We start from the raw sequence: 19,227 nt of genomic DNA on the forward strand, positions 1-19,227 counted from the left end.
GGCTGCTCGTTTAGCGTGAGTGACCGTGGTTCCCCGTCTTTTCCGGCAGGGATCTGGCACATGATAAAGATCACGACGTAGGCGGCGAGGAAACGTGGCAACGGTACGGGTGTCACTGGAGGTGGTCGCTTGCGCCGGTCAGCGCGTCTTGGGCGAAGTGCCGGCGCGTGAAACGCACACCGGTGGCGCGGGACGCGAAGGCGAGAGCACTGGGGATGGGGTCTTCGGTCAGATCATCCCTGTCGAGGCCCAGTTCCTGAAGGTGACGAAGGAGGTGCTCGGGAACTTCTCCGTGGCGAAAGGAGTAGGCGTACAGGCAAAGCTTGGTGATCAAGCCCCCGTCGACGAGGAGGCTGAGGTCGTCGCTCTTGATGTTGGCGACCACCGTGGCCATGGTCGTGCCCGACGACAGCAGCCTTGGTGCCGCGTTCACCGACGTGCCCCATCCGTAGTCGATCAGGGCCGTTCCGCCATCCGCCGCATAAGCCTCGACCCCGAATTCGCCGACGGTTCCGGGGATGACATCGATCCGACGCAGAACCTCGCGGGGAAGTAAGCCTTGCACGAAGCTGATGCAGAGCCAGATGTCGCCGGCACCGTCAGTGAACTCCTGATGAAGCCATTCGTACTCTGCTGCCGTCGCGTCGCTCATCGACTCGCCTTTCCTGGAGGATCAAACTCCGGGCGATCTTCGCAGTAGGGACTGACACCTTTCCGATCTGGGCTGTGCGGTTCTCACGCTGTCACCTTCTGGCGCTCCCGCTGTCAGTGACGGCTGCGATGATGCGGCTCAATTCAAGGAAGGACTCAACAGTGCAGCTAGGCTCAATGGCTTCCGAAGCGGATAGCGCAATCGGCAAGGCTGACCTGGACGTACGCGCCCGCCACAAGAAGGTCGAGGTCCGGCTGGCCGTGGCAGGCGATCCCGCCACACCCCCAGAGATTCTCGAAGCCATGGCCGCGGACCCCTCCCGCACGGTCAGGCGTGCCCTGGCGGCTCGACGTGACGCGCCGGACGGATTGTTTGGCGCACTGGCCGGGGACCCGGATCTGAAGACCCGTCAGATCCTTGTTGAGAATCCCGCCTGTCCACCCGTTGTTCTGGTCGCCTTGGTGGAAGATCCTCACGGGTCGGTCCGATGGTCGCTGCCGGACCATCCTGCCGCCGATGTCGAGGTCCACCGTGCCATCTGCCGGTCCCCGGACGAGGATCTGCGCCGGTTGCTCGCCGAGAGCCGAGGACTGGATGAGGAGACGAACGCGGCACTCGCCGGAGACCGCTCCCCAAATGTCCGCGCGGGCCTGGCAGCGCACACCGATGACCCGGCCATCCTCGCCACTCTGATAGCTGACGCCGATCCCAAGGTCCGCGCCGGCGCGACTCGGAACCCGCTCACCACGATGGATTGGCACCGCCTTCTCGTCAACGACAGGTCCGCAGCCGTGCGCGCGGCCGCGGTGCAATCAGGGAAGCTCCCTCATGGCGAACTGCTACGCCTGACCCGTGATCGCTCGGTCAACGTACGGTGGTGGCTGGCCGCATGGCCCACCACCCCGGAAACCGTCTTACAGGTTCTCGCTGAGGATCCTCATCCCGATGTAATGACTCAGGCCCGAGGGAGACTCGGGAAGAACACCAAGCTCTGAAGCGGGTCTCAAGCACGGCTCGGAACCGCACCGATCACGGCCACCGTACCATCGGGAGCCTGGCCGGCGGCGACATCGGCCTGGGAGCGAGTGGCCCATCGTTGGGGGCGACGATCACCTGTGAAAGTCGAAGACGATCCCTTGCCACAAACAAAGCCAGGTAGGAAATCAATCCCTGCCCCCGGCTCTTCGCTCTGAGCGCGGGCGACGAGAAAATCGAACCCGTGCTGTCAGCTTGGGAATTCTTGCGATATCAAGCCCTCTGCGCAAGGGATTGCTGATCTGGGCGGACGCTGGCCGAGAATCCGTGGGTCCCCGCTGATCGCTACGAGAACGGGCACGCAGCGGACGCGGGCCTACGGCCATTCGATGCGGACGAGATAGACCTCGCGCTGCCGGTCCAGGACCACATAGGTGGCGAGCCCACGTTCCCCGAACGGATGGGTAAGCATGTTCGCTCTGGGGTTCTTGGAGTTGTACGGGTCTCCGCTCCAAGGAGCAGTCTCCAGCAGCGCGAACAGCTCCGCGAGCGGACGTAGTGCATGATCGGGTAGTGCGGCGATCTGTTTCTCGGCTACGGGATCGATGATGAGCTTGAACACCTAGACATCGATCCCACGAGCAGCAAGGATCTCCCGCCATGGCCTTCCCTGCGGCACAGGTTCGCCGGCCAGCGCCTGCTGGGCTCGGATGTGCATCTGTCGGCGCCCCTCGGGATCCTTGGCGGTGTCACATGCGGAAATCCACCAGCGGTGCACGAAGGTGTTCAGCGCTCCGAGATCCAGGCTCACCCTGACCTCGTCGAGCACGGCCTTGAGCCCGGCGTCAAAAGCCTCACGATCTTCTGGGACGACCAGCGCAGCACGGATGGTCCGCAGGTTCTTCTCAGGCAGAGGTGCACCGACGGAGTCGAAATCCTGCGGTTGTGCAGTCATGCCAGCTCCCTTCCTGTCCCCTAGAGATTACAGAGGGAGGGTGACATCCTTCACGCACACGCGAGAAGACTGGGGCAGGTGGGGGCTCGCCCGCCCGTCGCCTGTCTGGGATGGTCGGCCTGCTGGACCCCACTCCGGGTGGGCATCGCCTTCGCGCTCGTCCCGGGATGCGCCTGATGCCCACCCTGGAACAGACGCCCGTGGGCCACTCGCTGGCCGATGAGCACACTGTCAGACGATGGGTCAGACTCTGGCGGGAAGCGCTCATGTAGATCATCACTGTCAGCCGAGGCGGGATCCTGCATCGACAGCAAGTCGAAGACGAGCTGACGTACGACCCGGACGGCACTCGGAGCAATCCCAGCCGCCGTGCCTGTCTACCGGGCCTCTCCTGACAGCAGTGCCGCCCAGATCGCGCGAGCTTCAACGATCGAGCACTGGTGGGTCTCGTGAACCACGTCTCCGGTTTCGGCCTGGAGGATGCGGCGGATGAGTGTCCGACCGCCGCCCTCGCACAGCTCGTAGAACACGGCCCGGCAGGTGCACGTCCATGCCACGACGCGGATGCGATCCAAGGCGCCACATGGATCCAGCCACGTGAGGCGGACGTGATCACGTCGGGCCATGGGTACATGCGGACTCAGGCAGCCTTCGCCAACCGTCATGACACACCCACGGCCACTCGGCGGAGTTCGGCATACCGAGCAGCGATCCTGCGCGCGGCCCGCTCCGGCTCGAAGGCGGAATGATGTGCGTACAACCAGCGGCCCATCCTGGAGCGACGTCCGGTCCACCACCGGTACCAGAAGCCATCCGTCCAGACCACGAGCCCGGTCCACACCGACACGAGCGCGAGCCCGCGCCCTTCGTGGACGTCGGCGGAGATCTCCATGCGCGCCAAGGCCGCGCGGAGTTTGTCGGCGGTTTCCAGCGCCGAGAGGGGCCGAACTGTCGCGCGTGCGGGATCGAGGCCTACCGGTTGACGCGGCTCGGGGCAGCAGGCGCACCGATTCCGCGCGTTTCTCTGTTCGTGCCGCATGTGATGTTCCCTCCTGTCGGGGGACGTGGCCTCTGGTCACGCCACGCAGGAGGAACCGTAGGCGCGGGTCAACGGGGAACCCGCACGTCGGTGAAGGTCAAGAAGCCGCACAAAAGTGCGGGTCAGACGATGCCCACCCGGCGAGCCAGCCCGCGAAGCTGCGGGGTGCTGGCACGGTGCTCCCGCTTGAGCAGTTGGGTCAGCAACTCGCGGGGACGGCCGCCGTAGCGAACGAGTTCGGGCGAGAGCCGTTCGGCTTCGAGGAGCATGTTGACCGACGCGGCGTCCTTGCGCTGCAAGGCGTAGGCGCGGGGCGAGGTCCAGGTGCACTTGGGCGCGGCGTCCGACCAGGCCGCCAGATAGGTGTGCCAGGTTGAGGGTTTCGCCTCTGTCGATCGCTCGCCGGGTGTCGCCGAACTCGACAGCCGCCGAGATCTCGTGAATGGTCACGTTGGTCGTGCCGAAGGCGGTCCAGAAGTCGTTGCGGTCTTCGCCGAGAGTGTCGGCGACCTGTCGAGCCTGGGCGAGGAAGGCGCGCACCGAGGCTTGGTCGTACGCGGCAGCGGCGGCGGTTACGGCGACCAGGTAGAGCGCGCCGACGATGGGCAGTGTGCGCGGAGTGGGGCGCCTGGTGGCACGCTGCAACGCGTCGGCCGCCTGGAGAACCAGGTGCAGTGCGCGTTCCGTCTCACGAAGCCGTACCAGGACGTAGCCGAGCCGGTAGGCGCTCACGGCGGCGAGGAGGGGCCTGTCCGCTTCTTGCGCGGCGGCCAGCGAGCGGTCAGCAGCTACCCAGGCGAGTTCCGCCTCTCCCACGCGGCGCAGGGTCGTGGTTGCGGAGTGGTAGGTCAGCGAGCGAAGGGTCTGGTACGCCTGGCGCTGGGCGGCGGGGGCATGGCGGCTCCCCAGTTCGGTGGCCACGATCAGACCAGGCAACCGCCTGCCGGCCTCGTCGTAATGGGTGGCCTGGTAGAGGCGGTTCACGCGGCGGATCTCGTGCCGCAGCCACACGATGCTCTCGGGGGGAGCCTTGGGCGTGCTGGGGATCGATGAGGGAGGAGAGGCCGTCGTAGCTCATCATCGCCTGCCGGATGGCCGATGCTGCCTGGTAGCGCGTCATCGCGTTCGTCTTCTTCACGGTGAGTTCGTCTACGGGCAGGCCGAGGATGTCAGCGATAGTGTTGAGCACGGTGTGGTTGTCCACGGCGCGCTGCCCGCGCTCCACCTGGCTCAGCCAGCTCTCGGAACGGCCGACGAGGCCGGACAGGACTGCTTGGGACAGTCCACGGCGACGGCGTGCCCGGGCGATCCGCTGACCGATCTCCCTGCGCGCGTCCATGCCATCACCCCTGCATCTGTCGCTCCCCGACAACGGCGTGCAGCTCCTGCATGATGCGTTCCCAGGATGGCATGCGGGACTGCGGCGGGGTGGACGGATCGAACAGGACTTGCACGCCCATCTCCCGAAGCGTGTCCAGGCTCCGCTCGAACGCGATGTGCCGGGCGAGAGCGTCCTTCAGCAGCGGAACGGCCAGGATCGGGACGTCAAACCCCATCACCTCGCACAGCAGCCCGACGGCGAAGGTGTCGGCGATGCCGTTCGCCCACTTGTTGATCGTGTTGAAGGTGGCCGGAGCGACGATCACGGCGTCGGCGGGAGGCAGGCCCTTGGGGTCCTGCGGCATGCGATACGTGCTGCGGACCAGGTCCCCAGTCAGGAGCTCCAATTCCGGAACATTGACGAAGCGTTCGCCCATCGGCGTGGTGACCACATGCACCCGCCACCCAGCCGCCTGGGCAAGGGGTACCAGGTGATGGACATCGCCGGCGGCAGGCGCGCCGCACGCGATCACGTAGAGGATGCCGCGGGTCCCTTGCAGGGGTTCCATGTCCCGTGATCCTAGTGAGGAGCTGGTCTCCGTCCCAGGCGACCGCTGACCAGCAGGGAAGTGCCTCAGTAATAGTGGCGAGCTGCGCTACGAACGCCCCGATCAGCTCGGAGGTTCGTGGATCGCGCCGGACTGCTGTCCCAGGCAGAGCAGAAGTACCGCATAGCTGCCACGCATCTGCGTCGGTGATCCCGCCAGCGCCACAGTATGCCGGCGACGAAGCAGTCATCGCGGCGCCGGCGCCGCCACCTGACGGCGTCGGCCAGCTCCGGAACGTCCGGCGGCACGCCACGTTCAGGGTGGATCTCGCATCGAGTCACCATTCGGTGAGGCATCTCCGCATGATTACCTAAAGTTATGGGCATAATGCGCTCCGTGTCATTAACAGACTGTCTAGTCTGAAATATGCCTATTTGTCGGGGGTCTGGAGGCGTCGGCGATGCGGAATGGCGGGACCATATTCGTCAGCACGTTCACGGTGGTGCTGCTCCTGACCTCAGGCTGCACCTGGGGCGGCTCCAACACGTCACCCGAGAAGCAGCAGGAGCAGGGCCTGGCGGCCAAGCTGGCGATCACGCCCGCTGACGGCGCGGAGAAGGTCCCTCCGGATACCGGGATCGGCGTCAAGATCACCGACGGCAGGGTCGCCAAGGTGACCGTCGCGGACGCCAAGGGACGTGAGGTGAGCGGGAGCACGGGCGCGGACGGGACGTGGCGGCCCAGGTGGCCGTTGAAGCCGTCAACGGCGTACACGGTGAGCGTGCGGGCCACCGGCACGGACGGAAAGCCGGTCACGGCGCAGGCCGAGTTCACCACGCTCAAGCCGAAGCGGGTGCTTGAGAGCGGTATGTCGCCGCTGGACGGCGAGAAGGTCGGCGTCGGGATGCCTGTGCAGCTCCTGTTGTCGCAGCCGGTCGCCGCGCGCGAGGACCGGGCCGCGGTCGAGCGGTCGCTGGTGGTGCGGATGTCCAAGCCGGTCGAGGGTGCGTGGAGCTGGGTGAGCGACCGGGAGGTCCAGTTCAGGCCGCGGGAGTACTGGCCGGTCGGCGAGCAGGTCACAGTGGTAGCCCACCTGGCCGGCCTGCGGGTCGGACGGAACCTGTGGGGCACCAAGGACCGCAGCTTGACCTTCACCGTCGGGCCCGAGCACATCACCAAGATCCGCAACTCGACCCACAAGGCGGTCGTGCGGGAGAACGGCGAGGTCGTCAAGACCATCCCGGTCAGCCTGGGGAAGCCGGGCGACGAGAGCTACTCCGGCGTCATGATCGCCCAGGAGAAGGCCGCGGACATGCTCATGGACTCGGCCACCATCGGCAGGCCGGGCGAGTACTTCGCGCACACCAAGTGGAACGTCAGGATGACCTACAGCGGCATGTTCTTCCACGCGGCACCCTGGTCGACCGGCGCGCAGGGCAACCGCAACGTCAGCCACGGCTGCGTGAACGCCAGCCCCGCCAACGCCCGCTGGTTCTACGAGTTCACGCAGCGCGGGGACATCATCAAGGTCACGGGGACGTCGCGCAAGCTCCAGTTCGGCAACGGTCCGACGCCGTGGGACAAGTCGTGGGAGGACTGGCTGGCGGGCAGCGCCCTCGGCAGCTCGATCAACGCCTGACGCTCGTCTCTGACGTCTGCAGCCGACTCCGCTCACGCAGAAGAGATCAGGTGCCTGACCCCGGACCTCAGCGCTACTAATCACTCTTAACGAGTCCAGCCGCTCCGGCAGACTTTGGGCTCATAGCGGCTATCCGAGTGTCGGACCGTCTTCGACGGCAGAGAAACGACACGATCACACGCTGACCTGACATGAGCGATTCGGGCGGTGCGCCGGGCTCGTTGAAACCTGATACCGGCCGCCGAGTCTGAAACCGGCCTCAAGGACCTCATGACGCTGGTGGGGGCATGACAACGTTCGGGCGGCCGTGGCCTGCCGGCCTGAGCACATGCCGATCGAGTGGTCATGAGTCCCCGTCGGTCACCGACCGTACGAGCACGCAACGGGCACAGGGCAACGTTTAGGGAGCGGTCAGTGCGAGAAACGGGATAGTCATCCTGATAGGGAGTTCCAGTTCGAGGTCTGACTGGCGTACCCGATGAAGCCTGTATTCGGAGGCTACGGCATCGAGATGGAACTCCTTCACCTCGATGATCTCGTACTTCTCGTCGAGCAGGATGAGCAGGTAGAGCGGGATGCCGGTGCAGGGGCGCAAAGTACCGATTCAGCCCCGCCCATCATGCGCGACGTGTCGGCCGGGGTCGATGCCGGCCGACACGTCGCGTATGACGAGGGTTCAGAGGGTGAGTCGGCGGCCTCAGCCGTCCTGGCGGAAGATGATCGCGACACCCAGGGCGGCGCTGGTGGGCACGAACATCTCCGCGGGGCCGGTTCGGGTGACCGGGACGTCGTTGTCGCGCAGAAGCTTTTCGGCGGCGGAAAGGTCGCGTACGGCTACCGCGTAGGCGACAAACGCCGGCAGGGCCGCCGGGTGCTCACCGGGCAGCAGGTCGGCGAGCGCCGATGCGGCCACGACGGTGACGTTCGCCCGGTCGAAACGCGTTACCCGACCATGTCGCGCCCGACCGAAGTAGCTTCCGTAGCGGCGCTCCAACTCGGGCAGTGCCGTGTCGGCCACGCACAGCACGCATTCGACCAGCCCGGTCGCGCCGTTGGGATGGTTGGTGTGCTGCTGGTCCTGGGGCGCCTTGACCGGCCTGTTCTCGGCGAACCCGATCCTGCCTTCCGGCACGCGTCCTGGTGACAGATCGGGGTCGGAGATCTCCAGGTAGCGAGCAGGCTCCATCGTGGTCCCCGTGGGGGTCTCGACGGGCCGCTGGATGTCATGCACGCCACCGTGGCTGACGCCATCGGCCGTCAGCCGTGCGGCCACGCAGTCGATGTCGGGCGTGTCGGCGATCACGATGTGTACGCCTTGGAAGCGTTGCAGAAAGGATGTGATGTTGGCTGCGGTGGCGCGGATGGCGGCCCTCAGCCCCGGCACCTTGTCGTCGGGTACCTGCAACGGGATCGGGCGCGCGTTGCCGGGCATGCGACCGGTGTCATCGATGACGGCCACCAGTTCGACGAAACTGCACGGGAAGTGCACGTGGGCGTTGGCTACGCCAAACGGCTCCGCGGGGCCTTCCGGTGTGGCTGACATGACGGGATAGGCGGGGGCAGCCACGGTGAAGCCGAGCTGTCGGTACCGCTCCATCGCCTGGTCCATGTCTTGCACGATGTGGCCGACGTGGTGCAGGCCGTTGATGTCATGGCCCATGACGGGCACCTCCGAGTTCCCTGATCCGACGAATATGAGAGCTTGCTATTTTATGAGAGCATACCGTCATTTGTGTGTGCGGTAGGATTTTCTACGTGGCTGGGATCGGACTGCGCAAACGCAAGAAGGCCAGGACCAGGGGACGATCCTGCGTGAAGCGTTCAGGCTCTTCCGCGAGCGCGGCTACAACTTCCCGCCTCTCATCGAGGCACTGGCCTCCCAGCCGCCAGGCGCCCCGATCACCGTGCTCTGCGGCGCGTTCCGCGCGGCATTCGCCGCCCTGTCCGCCGAAGAGATCGCCGCCGGACAGGCGCGCGAAGTGTTTGCGGCTACCGTGCCCGGCGTTGTCGCTGGAGGCGTCGCCGCGGCGGGCCACGGCCAACGTCGATGCGCTGCTGCGCGAGACGTTCCGGGTGGTGGCGGCGTTCGACCGGTTCCGCGGGGTGGAGCCGGCAAGCCTGCTGACGCTGGACCTGGCCGATCTCGGCGCCCGGGGCAAGCGAGGCAAACCCACCGCCAGGCCCGGCGATCCGGACATCTCGATGATCCGGCAGAGCTGGCTGCGGGAGATCAGCCGCCCCGGTCCATGCCCAGCACGGCCCCAACGAACTTGAGCGTCATAGCCAGCCGTGTTCCTTGGCCAGCAGGGCGGCCTGGAAGCGGGTGGAGGCGCCCAGACGGGCCATGAGGTCGGCGACGTGGGAGCGGAACTTGCGGACGGAGATGTTGAGTGAGCGGGCGGCGGCCTCGTCGGTGTCGTGGCGGGTGAGCGTGTGCAGGACCTGCTGCTCGATCGAGGACAGGGGCAGGTCGTCCAGGTCGCGGGCGCGTTCCCACATGCCGTCGAAGACGTCGGCGAGCATGGCCACCACGCCGGGCTGGCGGATCTGCAGCGCGCCCGCCTCAGGGTCCGCGGGGTCGGCCTGGACGAAGGCGACCGACCGGTTGACGATCGCCAGGTCCCAGATCGGCTCGGGGGTGACCCGGTGCAGGTCGCCCACGGCGTGCCACTTGCGGGCGTACGGCTCCTGGGCGGGATCTTCCAGCGCCTGGACGGGGAACAGGGTACGGCTGCGCAGCCCGCGCAGCAGGAGGCGCTCGAAAGGAGCCAGCAGGTCACCGGCTCCGTCGTAGAACGCGCGCCCTTTCAGGTGTGCGAGGTCGCCGGCCTCGGCGGCCAGGAGCCCGAAGATGCGCCGGACGACGGCCGGCCCGTCCGGGATGTGCTCGGCCAGATGGATGGGGCGGCCGCTGCGGTGCTCCTCGGTCAGTTCGGTGAGCACGTCCCACGCCACAGCCAGCTGAGCGAGGTCACACTGGGCCTGCTCCACGCGCCGCCGTACCAGCAGATCGATGGCGGTGGCCGGGGCGAGCGAGGTCATCGACCCGTCGATCAGGCCGAGCGTTTCGAGTTCGGCGAGCACGCGGCGAGCCTCGGGCATGACCAGGTCGATGGTGTCCGGGTCGGGATGCGGGTGACGCAGCAGATACCGGTAGAGACGTTCCTGTTCGGCGGTCAGCCCCAGACTGGCAAGACTCGTCATCACTCTCCCAAGGATTGCCGGATCTTCGGCTTGGCGAACGGCTGGGCCGTGTCCCATGGCCATGGGCGAGCCCGTCGGCCCATCCGAGCGCGCCGTCAAGAACGGCGGACGTCGGTGCACGCGTGAGGAGCTGGCCTCAGCCGCCCGGGCGGAAGGGGATCGCGACCCCCATCGGGGGAACCCCTCCGCGCTCTGCCAAACCGGGAGTGTTCACGAGTACGGCTGAGCAGCATCGACGACAGGTGCCGGAAGATCGCTTCCGTGTGTCACGAATGCAGGAGGAGTGTTATGTAGGCAGACATCTCTGATTGCAATGCTGCGTGGGAGATGAAGGTCATGGCCCTTCGGAGTCGCCCTGCGGGGGGAGATTCCAAACCGCCTCGTGCTGCGTTGGCTGAAGACCGTCGTGGTGAGCGATCGAGGAAAAGGCGCCTGCGAGGCGTCAGGTGGGGACCGGAAAGGCGAGCGCAAGCGAATCGCTGCTGACGTGTCGAAAATCTACAGATGGCATCGAAACTGGGGCGTGGAAGCGGATCCGGGATAAGTCTGGCGGGCGCCCGTTTATTGGCCAGGCGGTGCCCGGCATGGAGGCGACGCGAGTCCGGTCTGCTGCTCCCGCGTGGAACGTGAGAAGGCGTGCCCCGACACTGATCACCCTCCTGGGTGGCGAGAGGGAGTGCCCGAGTCAGGTGCGCCCTGTAGGGCCTTGAGTACCGTCGCGGGGCACGTCGGCGGACCGGCTCGTAGTAGCGGCGATGCCCCTGTAATGAGGGCGGAGCAAAGGGGCCGGGTCATCCGTGGCTGTTGTTCGGTCGGTCAACCGGGATATCCGGGAGGAACTGGGTGGACGAGCTGAAAGCGCAAGGCAAGCCGTTCGATATCTCGAAGCGGGAGGTCTGGGAGTCCTGGTGTGAGGTGAAGGCGAATAGGGGTGCGCCGGGGGTGGACGGGCAGTCCATCGACGACTTCGAGGCTGATCTTCAGGGAAACCTGTACAAGATCTGGAATCGGATGTCATCGGGGACATACTTTCCCCCTCCGGTGCGTGCGGTGGAGATTCCGAAACAGCACGGTGGCGGCATGAGAATGCTCGGTATTCCCACGGTCGCCGACCGGGTTGCCCAGACCGTGGTAGCCAGGCATCTGGGAATTCGCGTGGATCCTGTTTTCCATGAGGACTCCTACGGCTACCGGCCCGGGAAATCGGCCCTGGACGCGGTGGAGCGCTGCCGGCAGCGAGGATCAGGCCCGCAGGGTTCTGGCAGCGCTTGGGAACAGGATGGAGGACGTTGGGCTGCGACTGCATCCCGACAAGACCCGGATCGTGTACTGCAAGGACCAATCACGGCGTGGCTCGTACGAACATGTCGCGTTCACGTTCCTGGGGTTCACGTTCCAGCCGAGGCAGGCGCAGGACAAGTACGGGAGGCGGTTTCTCAGCTTCCTGCCTGCGATCAGCAATGACGCCCTCAAAAGGCTCGGTGCCGTCGTCCGTGGATGGCGGCTGCACCAGCGGGTCAATCTCACTGAGCAAGAACTCGCCAAGGCGATCAATCCGATCGTGGCGGGTTGGATGCGGTACTACGGTCGGTTTTACCGGTCGAAGCTGTATCGGCTCCTGACGCGCATCAACGCCTATCTGATGCGCTGGGTCCGCTCGAAGTACAAACGGTTGCGGGCGAGGAAGAAGGCCCACCAGGCGTGGCTGAGGGTCACCAAGCAGTACCCGAGGCTGTACGCGCACTGGCGCTGGATCACCACCATGCCCGCCGTCTGGTGACCAGGGTGACAAGAGCCGTATAAACCGAGAGGTTTACGTACGGATCTGTGGGAGCCGGGAGGTGAGATCCCTCCCGGCTACCCGACCGGATCGGACGTGATCACTTCCCGCCGCTCGCGACAGATGGTCACTGTCATGAAAACTGAAACCCCGGTTTCCCCCGCGCGGCGAGGACAACCGGGGTGGTTCTGGGTGGACAGTCGGCCTGGGCTCTGGCTGTGGGCTCAGGCGGCGGCTCCCAGCAGGAGGGCGGCGACCACCGGGACGAGGTACAGGATCGGGTAAACGACAGTCTTGTAGGAGCGGGCGCGGAGCACCGTAATAACGGCCCCGACGAAGTACACCACCAGGCCGATCCCGGCCAGGGTGCCGATCACAGGCACGAACAGGCCGACCAGCAGGCCCGCTGCCCCTGCGGCCTTGGCGGCGCCGAGCCAGGGCCACCATGAGGCGGGGACACCGTACGATTCCAGCGGTTGGACGACCCACGCGGCGCGGGTGAGGATGGCGTAGGCGGAGAAACCCACCCAGGCGGCGGCCAGAACGGTGACGATGATGTGAACCATGGGTGCTCCTTGCTTGGATGACGCTGGGCAGGGCCGCAGCGGCGGTGATCGGTGAGTCCGTCACTGCCTTGACCCGCCGCCGTTCGGCGATGTGACCGACGGTGGCTGTGATGTGCGTCATATGCATGGCGGTGAGGAGGTGGATCGCAGCGATCCGCCTCCCCACCTCTGTCAGTCGAGGACTGCCAGATTGAGTCGATCGAGACGATCGGGTTCCGCGATGACGTCGATGGCGGTGATGAGGCCGTCGACGATCGTGAAGGTGAGTGCCACCCGCAGGTGGCCGTGGGGAGCCATCACCAGGCCAACGGCGCCGTCGAGGAGGGCGGGTCCGGTGAACTGGGCCCGCTGCATGGCGGCCATCGCGCCCTTGGCGACGGGCTCGGCTCCAGCCACCACCACGGGTTCGGCGGTCAGCATGACGACCCTGTCCGCTCGGAGCGTGACCTCGGGGTGGAGCAGTGTGATCAGCGCTCGGAAATCCTGGCCGCGAGTGGCCGACAGGAAGGCCTCGACGATCTCCCGCTGACGGGTCAGATCGACGTGCGGCACGGGTGCGGCACCCTTGACACGGCGACGCGCACGGCTGGCCAGTTGCCGGGTCGCCTCCGGTGATCGCTCCAGCATGGGGGCGATCTCCTCAAACGGCACGGCGAACAGATCGTGCAACACGAAGGCGAGCCGCTCGGCCGGACTCAGGGTGTCAAGCACCACCAGCAGCGCCACCCCCACCGAGTCGGCCATCACCACCTCTTGTTCGGGAATACCCGCCGACGCGGGGCCGAGCAGCGGATCGGCCGCCTGGATGTCCAGCAGTTCCTCGTGGCGCTGACCGCGTGAGCGCAGCATGTTCAAGCACACCCGAGCCACTACCGTGGTCAGCCATCCGGCCATGTTCTCCACCTGGCTGACATCGGCGCGGCTGGCACGCAGCCAGGCCTCCTGCAGCGCGTCGTCGGCCTCACTCAGCGAGCCGAGCATCCGAAATGCCACAGCGCGCAGATGCGAGCGATGCTCGGCGAACCGGTCTGCCAGCCAATGCTGTTCGTCCATGTCACGTTCCTCCGTTAACCAGTGTCGAAAGGGAAGGATACTTTCCGACATATCGGCCCATAGAGGGAGCTATGACGTGCGAACGAGCTGCTGCGGTGACCCGCTTCCACAGCGGATTCACCCGATGGATCGAACAACGTCTCCTGCGCGAGGACCACGACGACCTCACCGAGGCGATCGGGTTCCTGGCCCGCACCGAAGGCCTCTCACCTGACGTGGTGGACCACGTCGCGACCATGACCGGCACCACGGTCAGCGACGTCATAGCGGCCTACCAAGCCGACAACACCGCATGGGCCGGTACTCAGGCGGCCTTCGACCGCTCCTACCTGGCTGCCCCGGCCGCGCCCGGCACCCCTTGAGCGAACACGGAGGCGACCCAGGTCGAACTGGTAGCGGTTGTTGTCGTGCGCGAACAGCGGCACGATCCTGGGATCCGAGGCCAGCAGCTGCTGGATGCGCCGGGCGGCCTCGAGCTCGTGGGCGGTGTCGGCGCCGCCGATCGTCCTCTGCCTTACCTGCTCTGTGGCCAGATGGGGCGGCGTGTAGAGAGTGTCTTCCATGAACAGCACGCTGCCGGTATCCAGGCGCAGCAGCACGCACACGTGGCCCGGAGAGTGGCCGGACGTGGGCAGCAGGATGAGGCCGCCGTCGCCGAAGTGGTCCTGACTCTCGGGGGAACGCCGAGGCGCACCGCCGCCACCCTGAACTTGCCGACCCCGAACGCCAGGCCCAGGCTAGGGCGGAACTGAATGCCTACGTAGCCGGCCATCACCTCAAGGAGCACAGATCGAGAACGGTGACCTCGCGGCCATGGAGTTGGAGACCCTCCGCGCTTACGCCACCGCACTAGGTGGACATTACCGTCAGCGTCGGACCTCACTCGATCAAGGTCGCGTAGCAGCGAGCGTATGACTGGCTGGCGGCCACGGCAGTGACGGCCGCCCACCGCCTGCTCGTCGTCGTGGATCAGCGTGATCGCTACACCTGATAGCGAAGATCGCGCGGTGGCACGGTGGTCTGCGCTTCAGACGTACTGCGCGGTAGGTCCTCATGGATGCACGAACATGGGCACGGAGAAGAAGACGATCATTGCGATCGCCACGCAGATCAGGAACCCGACGGCCTCCCAGGCCCAGTCCAGATGCCGGTCCTTGCGGCGCCGTACCTTCTCGGGCCGGGCCCGGTACTCCGGCCGCTTCTTGGGCATCGGCCGGGCACGGACCGGGCGCGGGGCCAGGAGAGAAGGCTGTGGAGCCGGCGAAGCCGAAGGAGCCAAAGGAGCCGAAGGAGCCGAAGGAGCGGACAGGGCAGAAGGAGCCGAGGGAGCGGACAGGGCCGATGGAGTGGACGGAGCGGGGGTGCTCTGGGGCGCCTTCTGGCGTGAGGTGCCGGCGGTCGAGGGCTTTTCGCGGGAGCCGTGCGCGGTCGAGGGCTTCTCGCGCGAGGTGCGCGAGGTGAAGGTTACTGAGGTTTCTTCGCGCGGGGCGGTTGGGGGTTCCTCGTCGTGCGGAGGTAGCCGGTAGATCGGCTCGGTGGGCCTGGCCGGGGTGGCCGGATCGGTGCGTCTGGAGGGCTTCGTGCGGGGGCGGAACAGCGGTGCCGCATCGCGGGTGGGCTCGTCTGTCCGCGGCGGTTGCGGGAGCGGTCGGGCCGGGCCCTTGTGCACCAGGACGTCTCTGGGGGCGAGGATGTCACCGTCGTCCGCCGCGAACGGCTTCGGGACGTCTCTGGGTAAGAGCACGTCGCCGGTCGCGAAGGGCTCAGGGGCGTCCTTGGGTAAGATCACGTCGCCGGTGGCGAAAGGCTCCAGGCCGCCGGCGGGCTCGGGCGGATCCAGGAAGAACGGGCGCTCGTCAGGCGGCACAGAGCCCCGCGGGCTCCGCGGGTAGGGCCGCGTGTCGTCGAAGGCTGCCAGAGGATCCCTGAGGGGCGGGGCAGAACCCAACGGGTCCCTGAGGGGCAGGGACGAGTCCGCGGAATCGCGGAGCTTGGGCATGGGGGCCGTGGTGGCCTCGTGTTCGGTGGGCCGCGAAGCCGAGGGTGGCGTCAGGAGCTCCGCCGGGAAAAGGACCGTGCTGGTCGCCGGGTCCGGGTCGGTCACGGGGGGCTGGGGCCAGACCGGAGGGCTGGGCCAGCGGGGCTTGACGAACAGCGGGCCCGGGGCTGCCGTACGGGAGCCGAGGAAATGGATGCGGAGCGCGCCCGGCGGCTGGGGCCAGGGGAGGCGGCCGAGGACGTCGCGGAGCGGGGCGACCTGCAGCGCGCCGTACACGTCGGCGACCGGCTTGGGGATGCGGACCCCCGTCGAGGCGAGCGCCGCCCCCAGGGCCTGCCTGAAGTGCTGGCCGGCGCCCACCGCCAGCTCCTCGGCGGTGTCCGGCGCGACCTCGAGCACCCACGCCAGCTCCGCCTTGCTCAGCCCGCACACCGCGCACAACACCAGCACCTCGCGCTGATGCGGACGCAGCTCGCGCAGGGTGCGCTCGACCAGCGCGGTGGCCGGGTCGATCAGGGGGTCGACGGCGGGCGGCGCGTAGACGATGTCCCGCCGGTGGATCTCGCGGCGGGCGAACGCGTAGAGAGCGGCGCGGGGCGGCTCCGCGGGGGAGGGGAACCCGGCGACGCTGGAGAACAGGGACACCAGGACGTCGGACGCGGAGCCGAGGTCGCCCAGCTGGTCGGCGCAGTACGCGAACAGCCCGGCGGCATGGCGGTCGTAGAGCTCTGCGATCAACTCGGCGCGTTGATGCTGATCGGTGAGCGGCTGGGACACGGGCCGATCCTCTTGCTTTGGGCGGACGCTGAGGGTGAGGGATGCGCGTCAGGACTTTGTGGAGGTATGCGTCAGAAGTTCGTGGAGGTAATCATGCCAACACACCATGGTCCGGCGCACTATCAGTTCCGGATTTGGGGTAAATATCCAGGTCAACTGAAACGCTTCAGGCGGTACCGGGGACGACAGGGCGCTTCAGACCGCCGTAGTCTGTGCATCCAAGAGATCATGCGGCGGTCGTGGCAGGGGGCTGCGACCCCTGCCACAGGAGCCTGAAGCGAGAGTTCGCGCGTGATCACATTCGACGCTGTCACCAAACGCTATCCGGACGGAACGGTCGCCGTGGACCGCCTCGACCTCGAGGCGCCCACGGGTGAGATCACCGTGCTCGTCGGCCCCTCGGGCTGCGGGAAAACGACCTCGCTCCGGATGATCAATCGCATGATCGACGCCTCCGAGGGCCAGATCCTCCTCGACGGCACGCCCGTGCAGGGCATCGACCCGCCGACGCTGCGGCGCGGCATCGGGTACGTCATCCAGCAGGCCGGGCTGTTCCCGCACCGGAAGATCGTCGACAACATCGCCACTGTCCCCTACCTGCTCGGCTGGGACAAGAAGAAGGCCCGCGCCAGGGCCATGGAGCTGCTCGAACGCGTCGGCCTCGACCCCGCGCTCGCCGGGCGCTACCCGTTCCAGCTCTCGGGCGGTCAGCAGCAGCGCGTGGGCGTGGCCAGGGCGCTGGCCGCGGACCCGCCCGTGCTGCTCATGGACGAGCCGTTCAGCGCGGTGGACCCGGTGGTGCGCACGAGCCTGCAGGACGAGCTGCTCAGGCTCCAGTCCGAGCTGAACAAGACCATCGTGTTCGTCACCCACGACATCGACGAGGCCATCAAGCTGGGCGACCGCGTGGCGGTGCTGCGGGTGGGCGGCAAGCTGGCGCAGATCGCCAGCCCCAAGACGCTGCTGTCCGAACCGGCCGACGACTTCGTGCGGGAGTTCCTCGGGCATGACAGGGGGATCAGGCGGCTGCAGTTCGTCTCGACGGAGGGGCTGCGGTTGCGTACCGACCTGACCGGCACCGAGGACGAGCCGTGGCGGCTCGTCATGGACGCGGACGGCCGGCCGACCGGGTGGGTCTCCGCGTCGCGGCCCGACGAGCTGGAGCCGTACGGGACCTTCGTGCACGGGCGTGACTCGATGCGCACGGCGCTCGACGCGGCGCTGCTGTCGCCGTCCGGCTGCGCCGTGGCCGTGGACGACCAGGGCAAGGTCGTCGGTGTGGCCACGAGGGAGGCGCTCGACGAGGCGCTCGCGGAGGCGGCAGATGGCTGACGGTCCCCCTTCCATCTGGGAGTGGATCGGGCGCAACTGGGACACCGGCCGGGTCGACAGCATCAAGAACCTGCTCATCGACCACCTGACCATGTCCCTGGTGCCGATCCTGGTCGCGCTGGTCGTCGCGCTGCCGCTGGGGCTCGCCTGCGTGCGCTGGCGCTGGCTCTACCAGCCCACTTCCGGCTTCATGAACGTCGTCTACGCGCTTCCCTCGCTCCCCGTCTTCATGCTGCTGATCTCGGTGACCGGGTTGTCGCAGACCACTGTGATCATCCCGCTGACCTTCTACGGCATGGCCGTGCTCATCCCGGCCGTCGTGGACGGGCTGGGCTCGGTGCCCGACCACGTGCGGCAGTCGGCCGTCGCGATGGGGTTCACGCCATTGCGCAGGCTGATCGCGGTGGAGCTGCCGATCGCCGTCCCCGTGGTGCTGGCGGGGCTGCGGGTGGTGGCGGTCTCCAGCATCAGCCTGGTCAGCGTGGGTGCGCTGATCGGGCAAGGAGGGCTCGGCGGGCTGTTCACGCGGGCGTACCAGAACCCGTTCATGCCGCCCGTGATCGTCGGCATCGTGCTGATCGTGGCACTGGCGCTGATCGCCGACGGGCTGCTGGTGCTGGCGCAGCGGCTGCTCACTCCATGGGTACGGGCACGAAAGGGGACGGGTTCGTGAGCTGGCTGACCGCGTTCTTCGGCTGGCTGGCCGACTTCTTCGGGAACGGCGACAACTGGTCGGGCTCTTCCGGCATCCCCATGCGCCTGCTGGAGCATTTCGAGTTCTCGGCGCTGGCGCTGGTGCTGGCCGCGCTGATCGCGGTGCCGCTGGGGCTGGTGATCGGCCACACGGGCCGGGGCGAGGTGATCATCGTCGTCTCCGCGAACCTGGCCAGGGCGCTGCCCACGCTCGGCCTGCTGGTGATGTTCGTGCTGCTGCTGGGCACGGCCTCGATCTGGCCGGTGATCATCCCGCTGGTGCTGCTCTCGATCCCGCCGATCCTCGTCAACACGTTCGAGGGCATCAAGGGGGTCGATCCCGAGCTGCGGGACGCCGCGTACGGGATGGGGCTGCGCGGCGGGCAGGTGCTCGGACGGGTGCTCGTGCCGGTCGCGCTGCCGCTGATCCTGCTGGGCTGCCGGTTGTCGGCGATCCAGGTCGTGGCCACCACCACCGTGGCCGCGTACACGGGACTCGGCGGCCTCGGAAGGTACGTGATCGACGGTTTCGCGACGAAGGATTACGCGAGCGTTGTCGGGGGTTCAGTACTGATTGTGCTGTTCGCCCTCGTAGTGCAGGTACTGTTCACGCTCGCCCAGAGAATGACGGTCTCCCCGGGGGTGAGCCGGAGGCTGAAGGTTCGATAGTCTCCCCTATTACCTCCCGCTTTAGA

21 protein-coding genes and 1 pseudogene are annotated in these 19,227 nt (G+C 67.0%); 8 read left to right on the top strand and 14 right to left on the bottom strand.

Annotation, left to right across the window (positions count from 1 at the left end; translation table 11 throughout):
• Window positions 1-112: 112 nt before the first annotated feature.
• The gene (locus ABN273_RS21550) at window positions 113-652 is read right to left on the bottom strand and encodes a DUF6461 domain-containing protein (RefSeq protein WP_349450738.1); all 540 of its coding nucleotides are present in this window, start codon (window positions 650-652) and stop codon (window positions 113-115) included.
• Between the two features lie 176 nt (window positions 653-828).
• Between ABN273_RS21550 and ABN273_RS21555 the strand changes: the two genes are divergently transcribed.
• The gene (locus ABN273_RS21555; RefSeq protein ID WP_349450739.1) at window positions 829-1,647 is read left to right on the top strand and encodes a hypothetical protein; all 819 of its coding nucleotides are present in this window, start codon (window positions 829-831) and stop codon (window positions 1,645-1,647) included.
• Window positions 1,648-2,003: 356 nt separating this feature from the next.
• On the opposite strand, the gene ABN273_RS21560 is transcribed toward ABN273_RS21555, so the two are convergent.
• From ABN273_RS21560 to ABN273_RS21590, 7 genes and pseudogenes are all read right to left on the bottom strand, one after another.
• Window positions 2,004-2,249 (bottom strand): hypothetical protein, encoded by a 246-nt coding sequence (locus tag ABN273_RS21560; RefSeq protein ID WP_349450740.1) that lies wholly within the window; start codon window positions 2,247-2,249, stop codon window positions 2,004-2,006.
• Entirely contained in the window at window positions 2,250-2,582 is a 333-nt protein-coding gene (locus tag ABN273_RS21565) for a DUF6247 family protein (protein WP_349450741.1), read from the bottom strand.
• Between the two features lie 377 nt (window positions 2,583-2,959).
• Window positions 2,960-3,157: a hypothetical protein gene (locus tag ABN273_RS21570; protein ID WP_349450742.1), complete on the bottom strand. Its 198-nt coding sequence runs from the start codon at window positions 3,155-3,157 to the stop codon at window positions 2,960-2,962.
• An 86-nt stretch (window positions 3,158-3,243) separates the two neighbouring features.
• A complete protein-coding gene (locus ABN273_RS21575; protein ID WP_349450743.1) occupies window positions 3,244-3,474 on the bottom strand; it encodes a hypothetical protein in 231 nt (76 codons plus the stop codon).
• 183 nt (window positions 3,475-3,657) lie between these two features.
• A complete protein-coding gene (locus ABN273_RS21580; protein ID WP_349450937.1) occupies window positions 3,658-4,605 on the bottom strand; it encodes an XRE family transcriptional regulator in 948 nt (315 codons plus the stop codon).
• Between the two features lie 217 nt (window positions 4,606-4,822).
• Window positions 4,823-4,960: pseudogene (locus ABN273_RS21585) on the bottom strand (helix-turn-helix domain-containing protein); the annotation flags it as partial.
• Between the two features lie 4 nt (window positions 4,961-4,964).
• A complete protein-coding gene (locus ABN273_RS21590; RefSeq protein WP_349450744.1) occupies window positions 4,965-5,510 on the bottom strand; it encodes a flavoprotein in 546 nt (181 codons plus the stop codon).
• A gap of 439 nt (window positions 5,511-5,949) precedes the next feature.
• On the opposite strand from ABN273_RS21590, the gene ABN273_RS21595 reads away from it, so the two are divergent.
• Window positions 5,950-7,128 carry a L,D-transpeptidase gene (locus tag ABN273_RS21595; protein WP_349450745.1) on the top strand — a complete coding sequence of 393 codons (1,179 nt, stop codon included), beginning with the start codon at window positions 5,950-5,952 and terminating at the stop codon, window positions 7,126-7,128.
• A gap of 400 nt (window positions 7,129-7,528) precedes the next feature.
• Here the strand turns inward: ABN273_RS21595 and ABN273_RS21600 are convergent, their stop codons facing one another.
• Both ABN273_RS21600 and ABN273_RS21605 read right to left on the bottom strand, forming a co-directional pair.
• Window positions 7,529-7,723, bottom strand: coding sequence for a hypothetical protein (locus tag ABN273_RS21600; protein WP_349450746.1), 195 nt, complete (start codon window positions 7,721-7,723; stop codon window positions 7,529-7,531).
• A gap of 102 nt (window positions 7,724-7,825) precedes the next feature.
• On the bottom strand, window positions 7,826-8,788 hold the full coding sequence (locus ABN273_RS21605) for a VOC family protein (protein ID WP_349450747.1): 963 nt from the start codon (window positions 8,786-8,788) through the stop codon (window positions 7,826-7,828).
• Between the two features lie 344 nt (window positions 8,789-9,132).
• Here ABN273_RS21605 and ABN273_RS21610 point away from each other — a divergent pair, with 344 nt between their 5' ends.
• Entirely contained in the window at window positions 9,133-9,402 is a 270-nt protein-coding gene (locus ABN273_RS21610; RefSeq protein WP_349450748.1) for a hypothetical protein, read from the top strand.
• 3 nt (window positions 9,403-9,405) lie between these two features.
• On the opposite strand, the gene ABN273_RS21615 is transcribed toward ABN273_RS21610, so the two are convergent.
• A complete protein-coding gene (locus tag ABN273_RS21615; protein WP_349450749.1) occupies window positions 9,406-10,332 on the bottom strand; it encodes a helix-turn-helix transcriptional regulator in 927 nt (308 codons plus the stop codon).
• 1,279 nt (window positions 10,333-11,611) lie between these two features.
• On the opposite strand from ABN273_RS21615, the gene ABN273_RS21620 reads away from it, so the two are divergent.
• Complete coding sequence (locus ABN273_RS21620) at window positions 11,612-12,112, top strand: group II intron maturase-specific domain-containing protein (protein ID WP_349450750.1); 501 nt, start codon at window positions 11,612-11,614, stop codon at window positions 12,110-12,112.
• Between the two features lie 224 nt (window positions 12,113-12,336).
• On the opposite strand, the gene ABN273_RS21625 is transcribed toward ABN273_RS21620, so the two are convergent.
• Both ABN273_RS21625 and ABN273_RS21630 read right to left on the bottom strand, forming a co-directional pair.
• A complete protein-coding gene (locus ABN273_RS21625) occupies window positions 12,337-12,678 on the bottom strand; it encodes a DoxX family protein (RefSeq protein ID WP_349450751.1) in 342 nt (113 codons plus the stop codon).
• Window positions 12,679-12,849: 171 nt separating this feature from the next.
• On the bottom strand, window positions 12,850-13,731 hold the full coding sequence (locus tag ABN273_RS21630; protein WP_349450752.1) for a sigma-70 family RNA polymerase sigma factor: 882 nt from the start codon (window positions 13,729-13,731) through the stop codon (window positions 12,850-12,852).
• A 71-nt stretch (window positions 13,732-13,802) separates the two neighbouring features.
• Between ABN273_RS21630 and ABN273_RS21635 the strand changes: the two genes are divergently transcribed.
• On the top strand, window positions 13,803-14,093 hold the full coding sequence (locus tag ABN273_RS21635) for a hypothetical protein (RefSeq protein ID WP_349450753.1): 291 nt from the start codon (window positions 13,803-13,805) through the stop codon (window positions 14,091-14,093).
• Window positions 14,094-14,782: 689 nt separating this feature from the next.
• Here the strand turns inward: ABN273_RS21635 and ABN273_RS21640 are convergent.
• The gene (locus tag ABN273_RS21640; RefSeq protein WP_349450754.1) at window positions 14,783-16,507 is read right to left on the bottom strand and encodes an RNA polymerase sigma factor; all 1,725 of its coding nucleotides are present in this window, start codon (window positions 16,505-16,507) and stop codon (window positions 14,783-14,785) included.
• Window positions 16,508-16,798: 291 nt separating this feature from the next.
• Here ABN273_RS21640 and ABN273_RS21645 point away from each other — a divergent pair, with 291 nt between their 5' ends.
• Genes ABN273_RS21645 through ABN273_RS21655 form a run of 3 tightly spaced genes read left to right on the top strand, consistent with a single transcriptional unit; the run spans window position 16,799 to window position 19,201 of the window.
• On the top strand, window positions 16,799-17,839 hold the full coding sequence (locus ABN273_RS21645) for an ABC transporter ATP-binding protein (RefSeq protein ID WP_349450755.1): 1,041 nt from the start codon (window positions 16,799-16,801) through the stop codon (window positions 17,837-17,839).
• Window positions 17,832-18,512, top strand: a complete 681-nt coding sequence (locus ABN273_RS21650) for an ABC transporter permease (protein WP_349450756.1) — start codon at window positions 17,832-17,834, stop codon at window positions 18,510-18,512. The genes ABN273_RS21645 and ABN273_RS21650 overlap by 8 nt, the downstream gene beginning before the upstream one ends.
• The gene (locus ABN273_RS21655; protein ID WP_349450757.1) at window positions 18,509-19,201 is read left to right on the top strand and encodes an ABC transporter permease; all 693 of its coding nucleotides are present in this window, start codon (window positions 18,509-18,511) and stop codon (window positions 19,199-19,201) included. Before ABN273_RS21650 ends, ABN273_RS21655 begins: the two co-directional genes overlap by 4 nt.
• Window positions 19,202-19,227 lie beyond the last annotated feature (26 nt).

It is taken from the genome of Nonomuraea sp. B19D2, from assembly GCF_040137845.1.
GTDB lineage: Bacteria > Actinomycetota > Actinomycetes > Streptosporangiales > Streptosporangiaceae > Nonomuraea.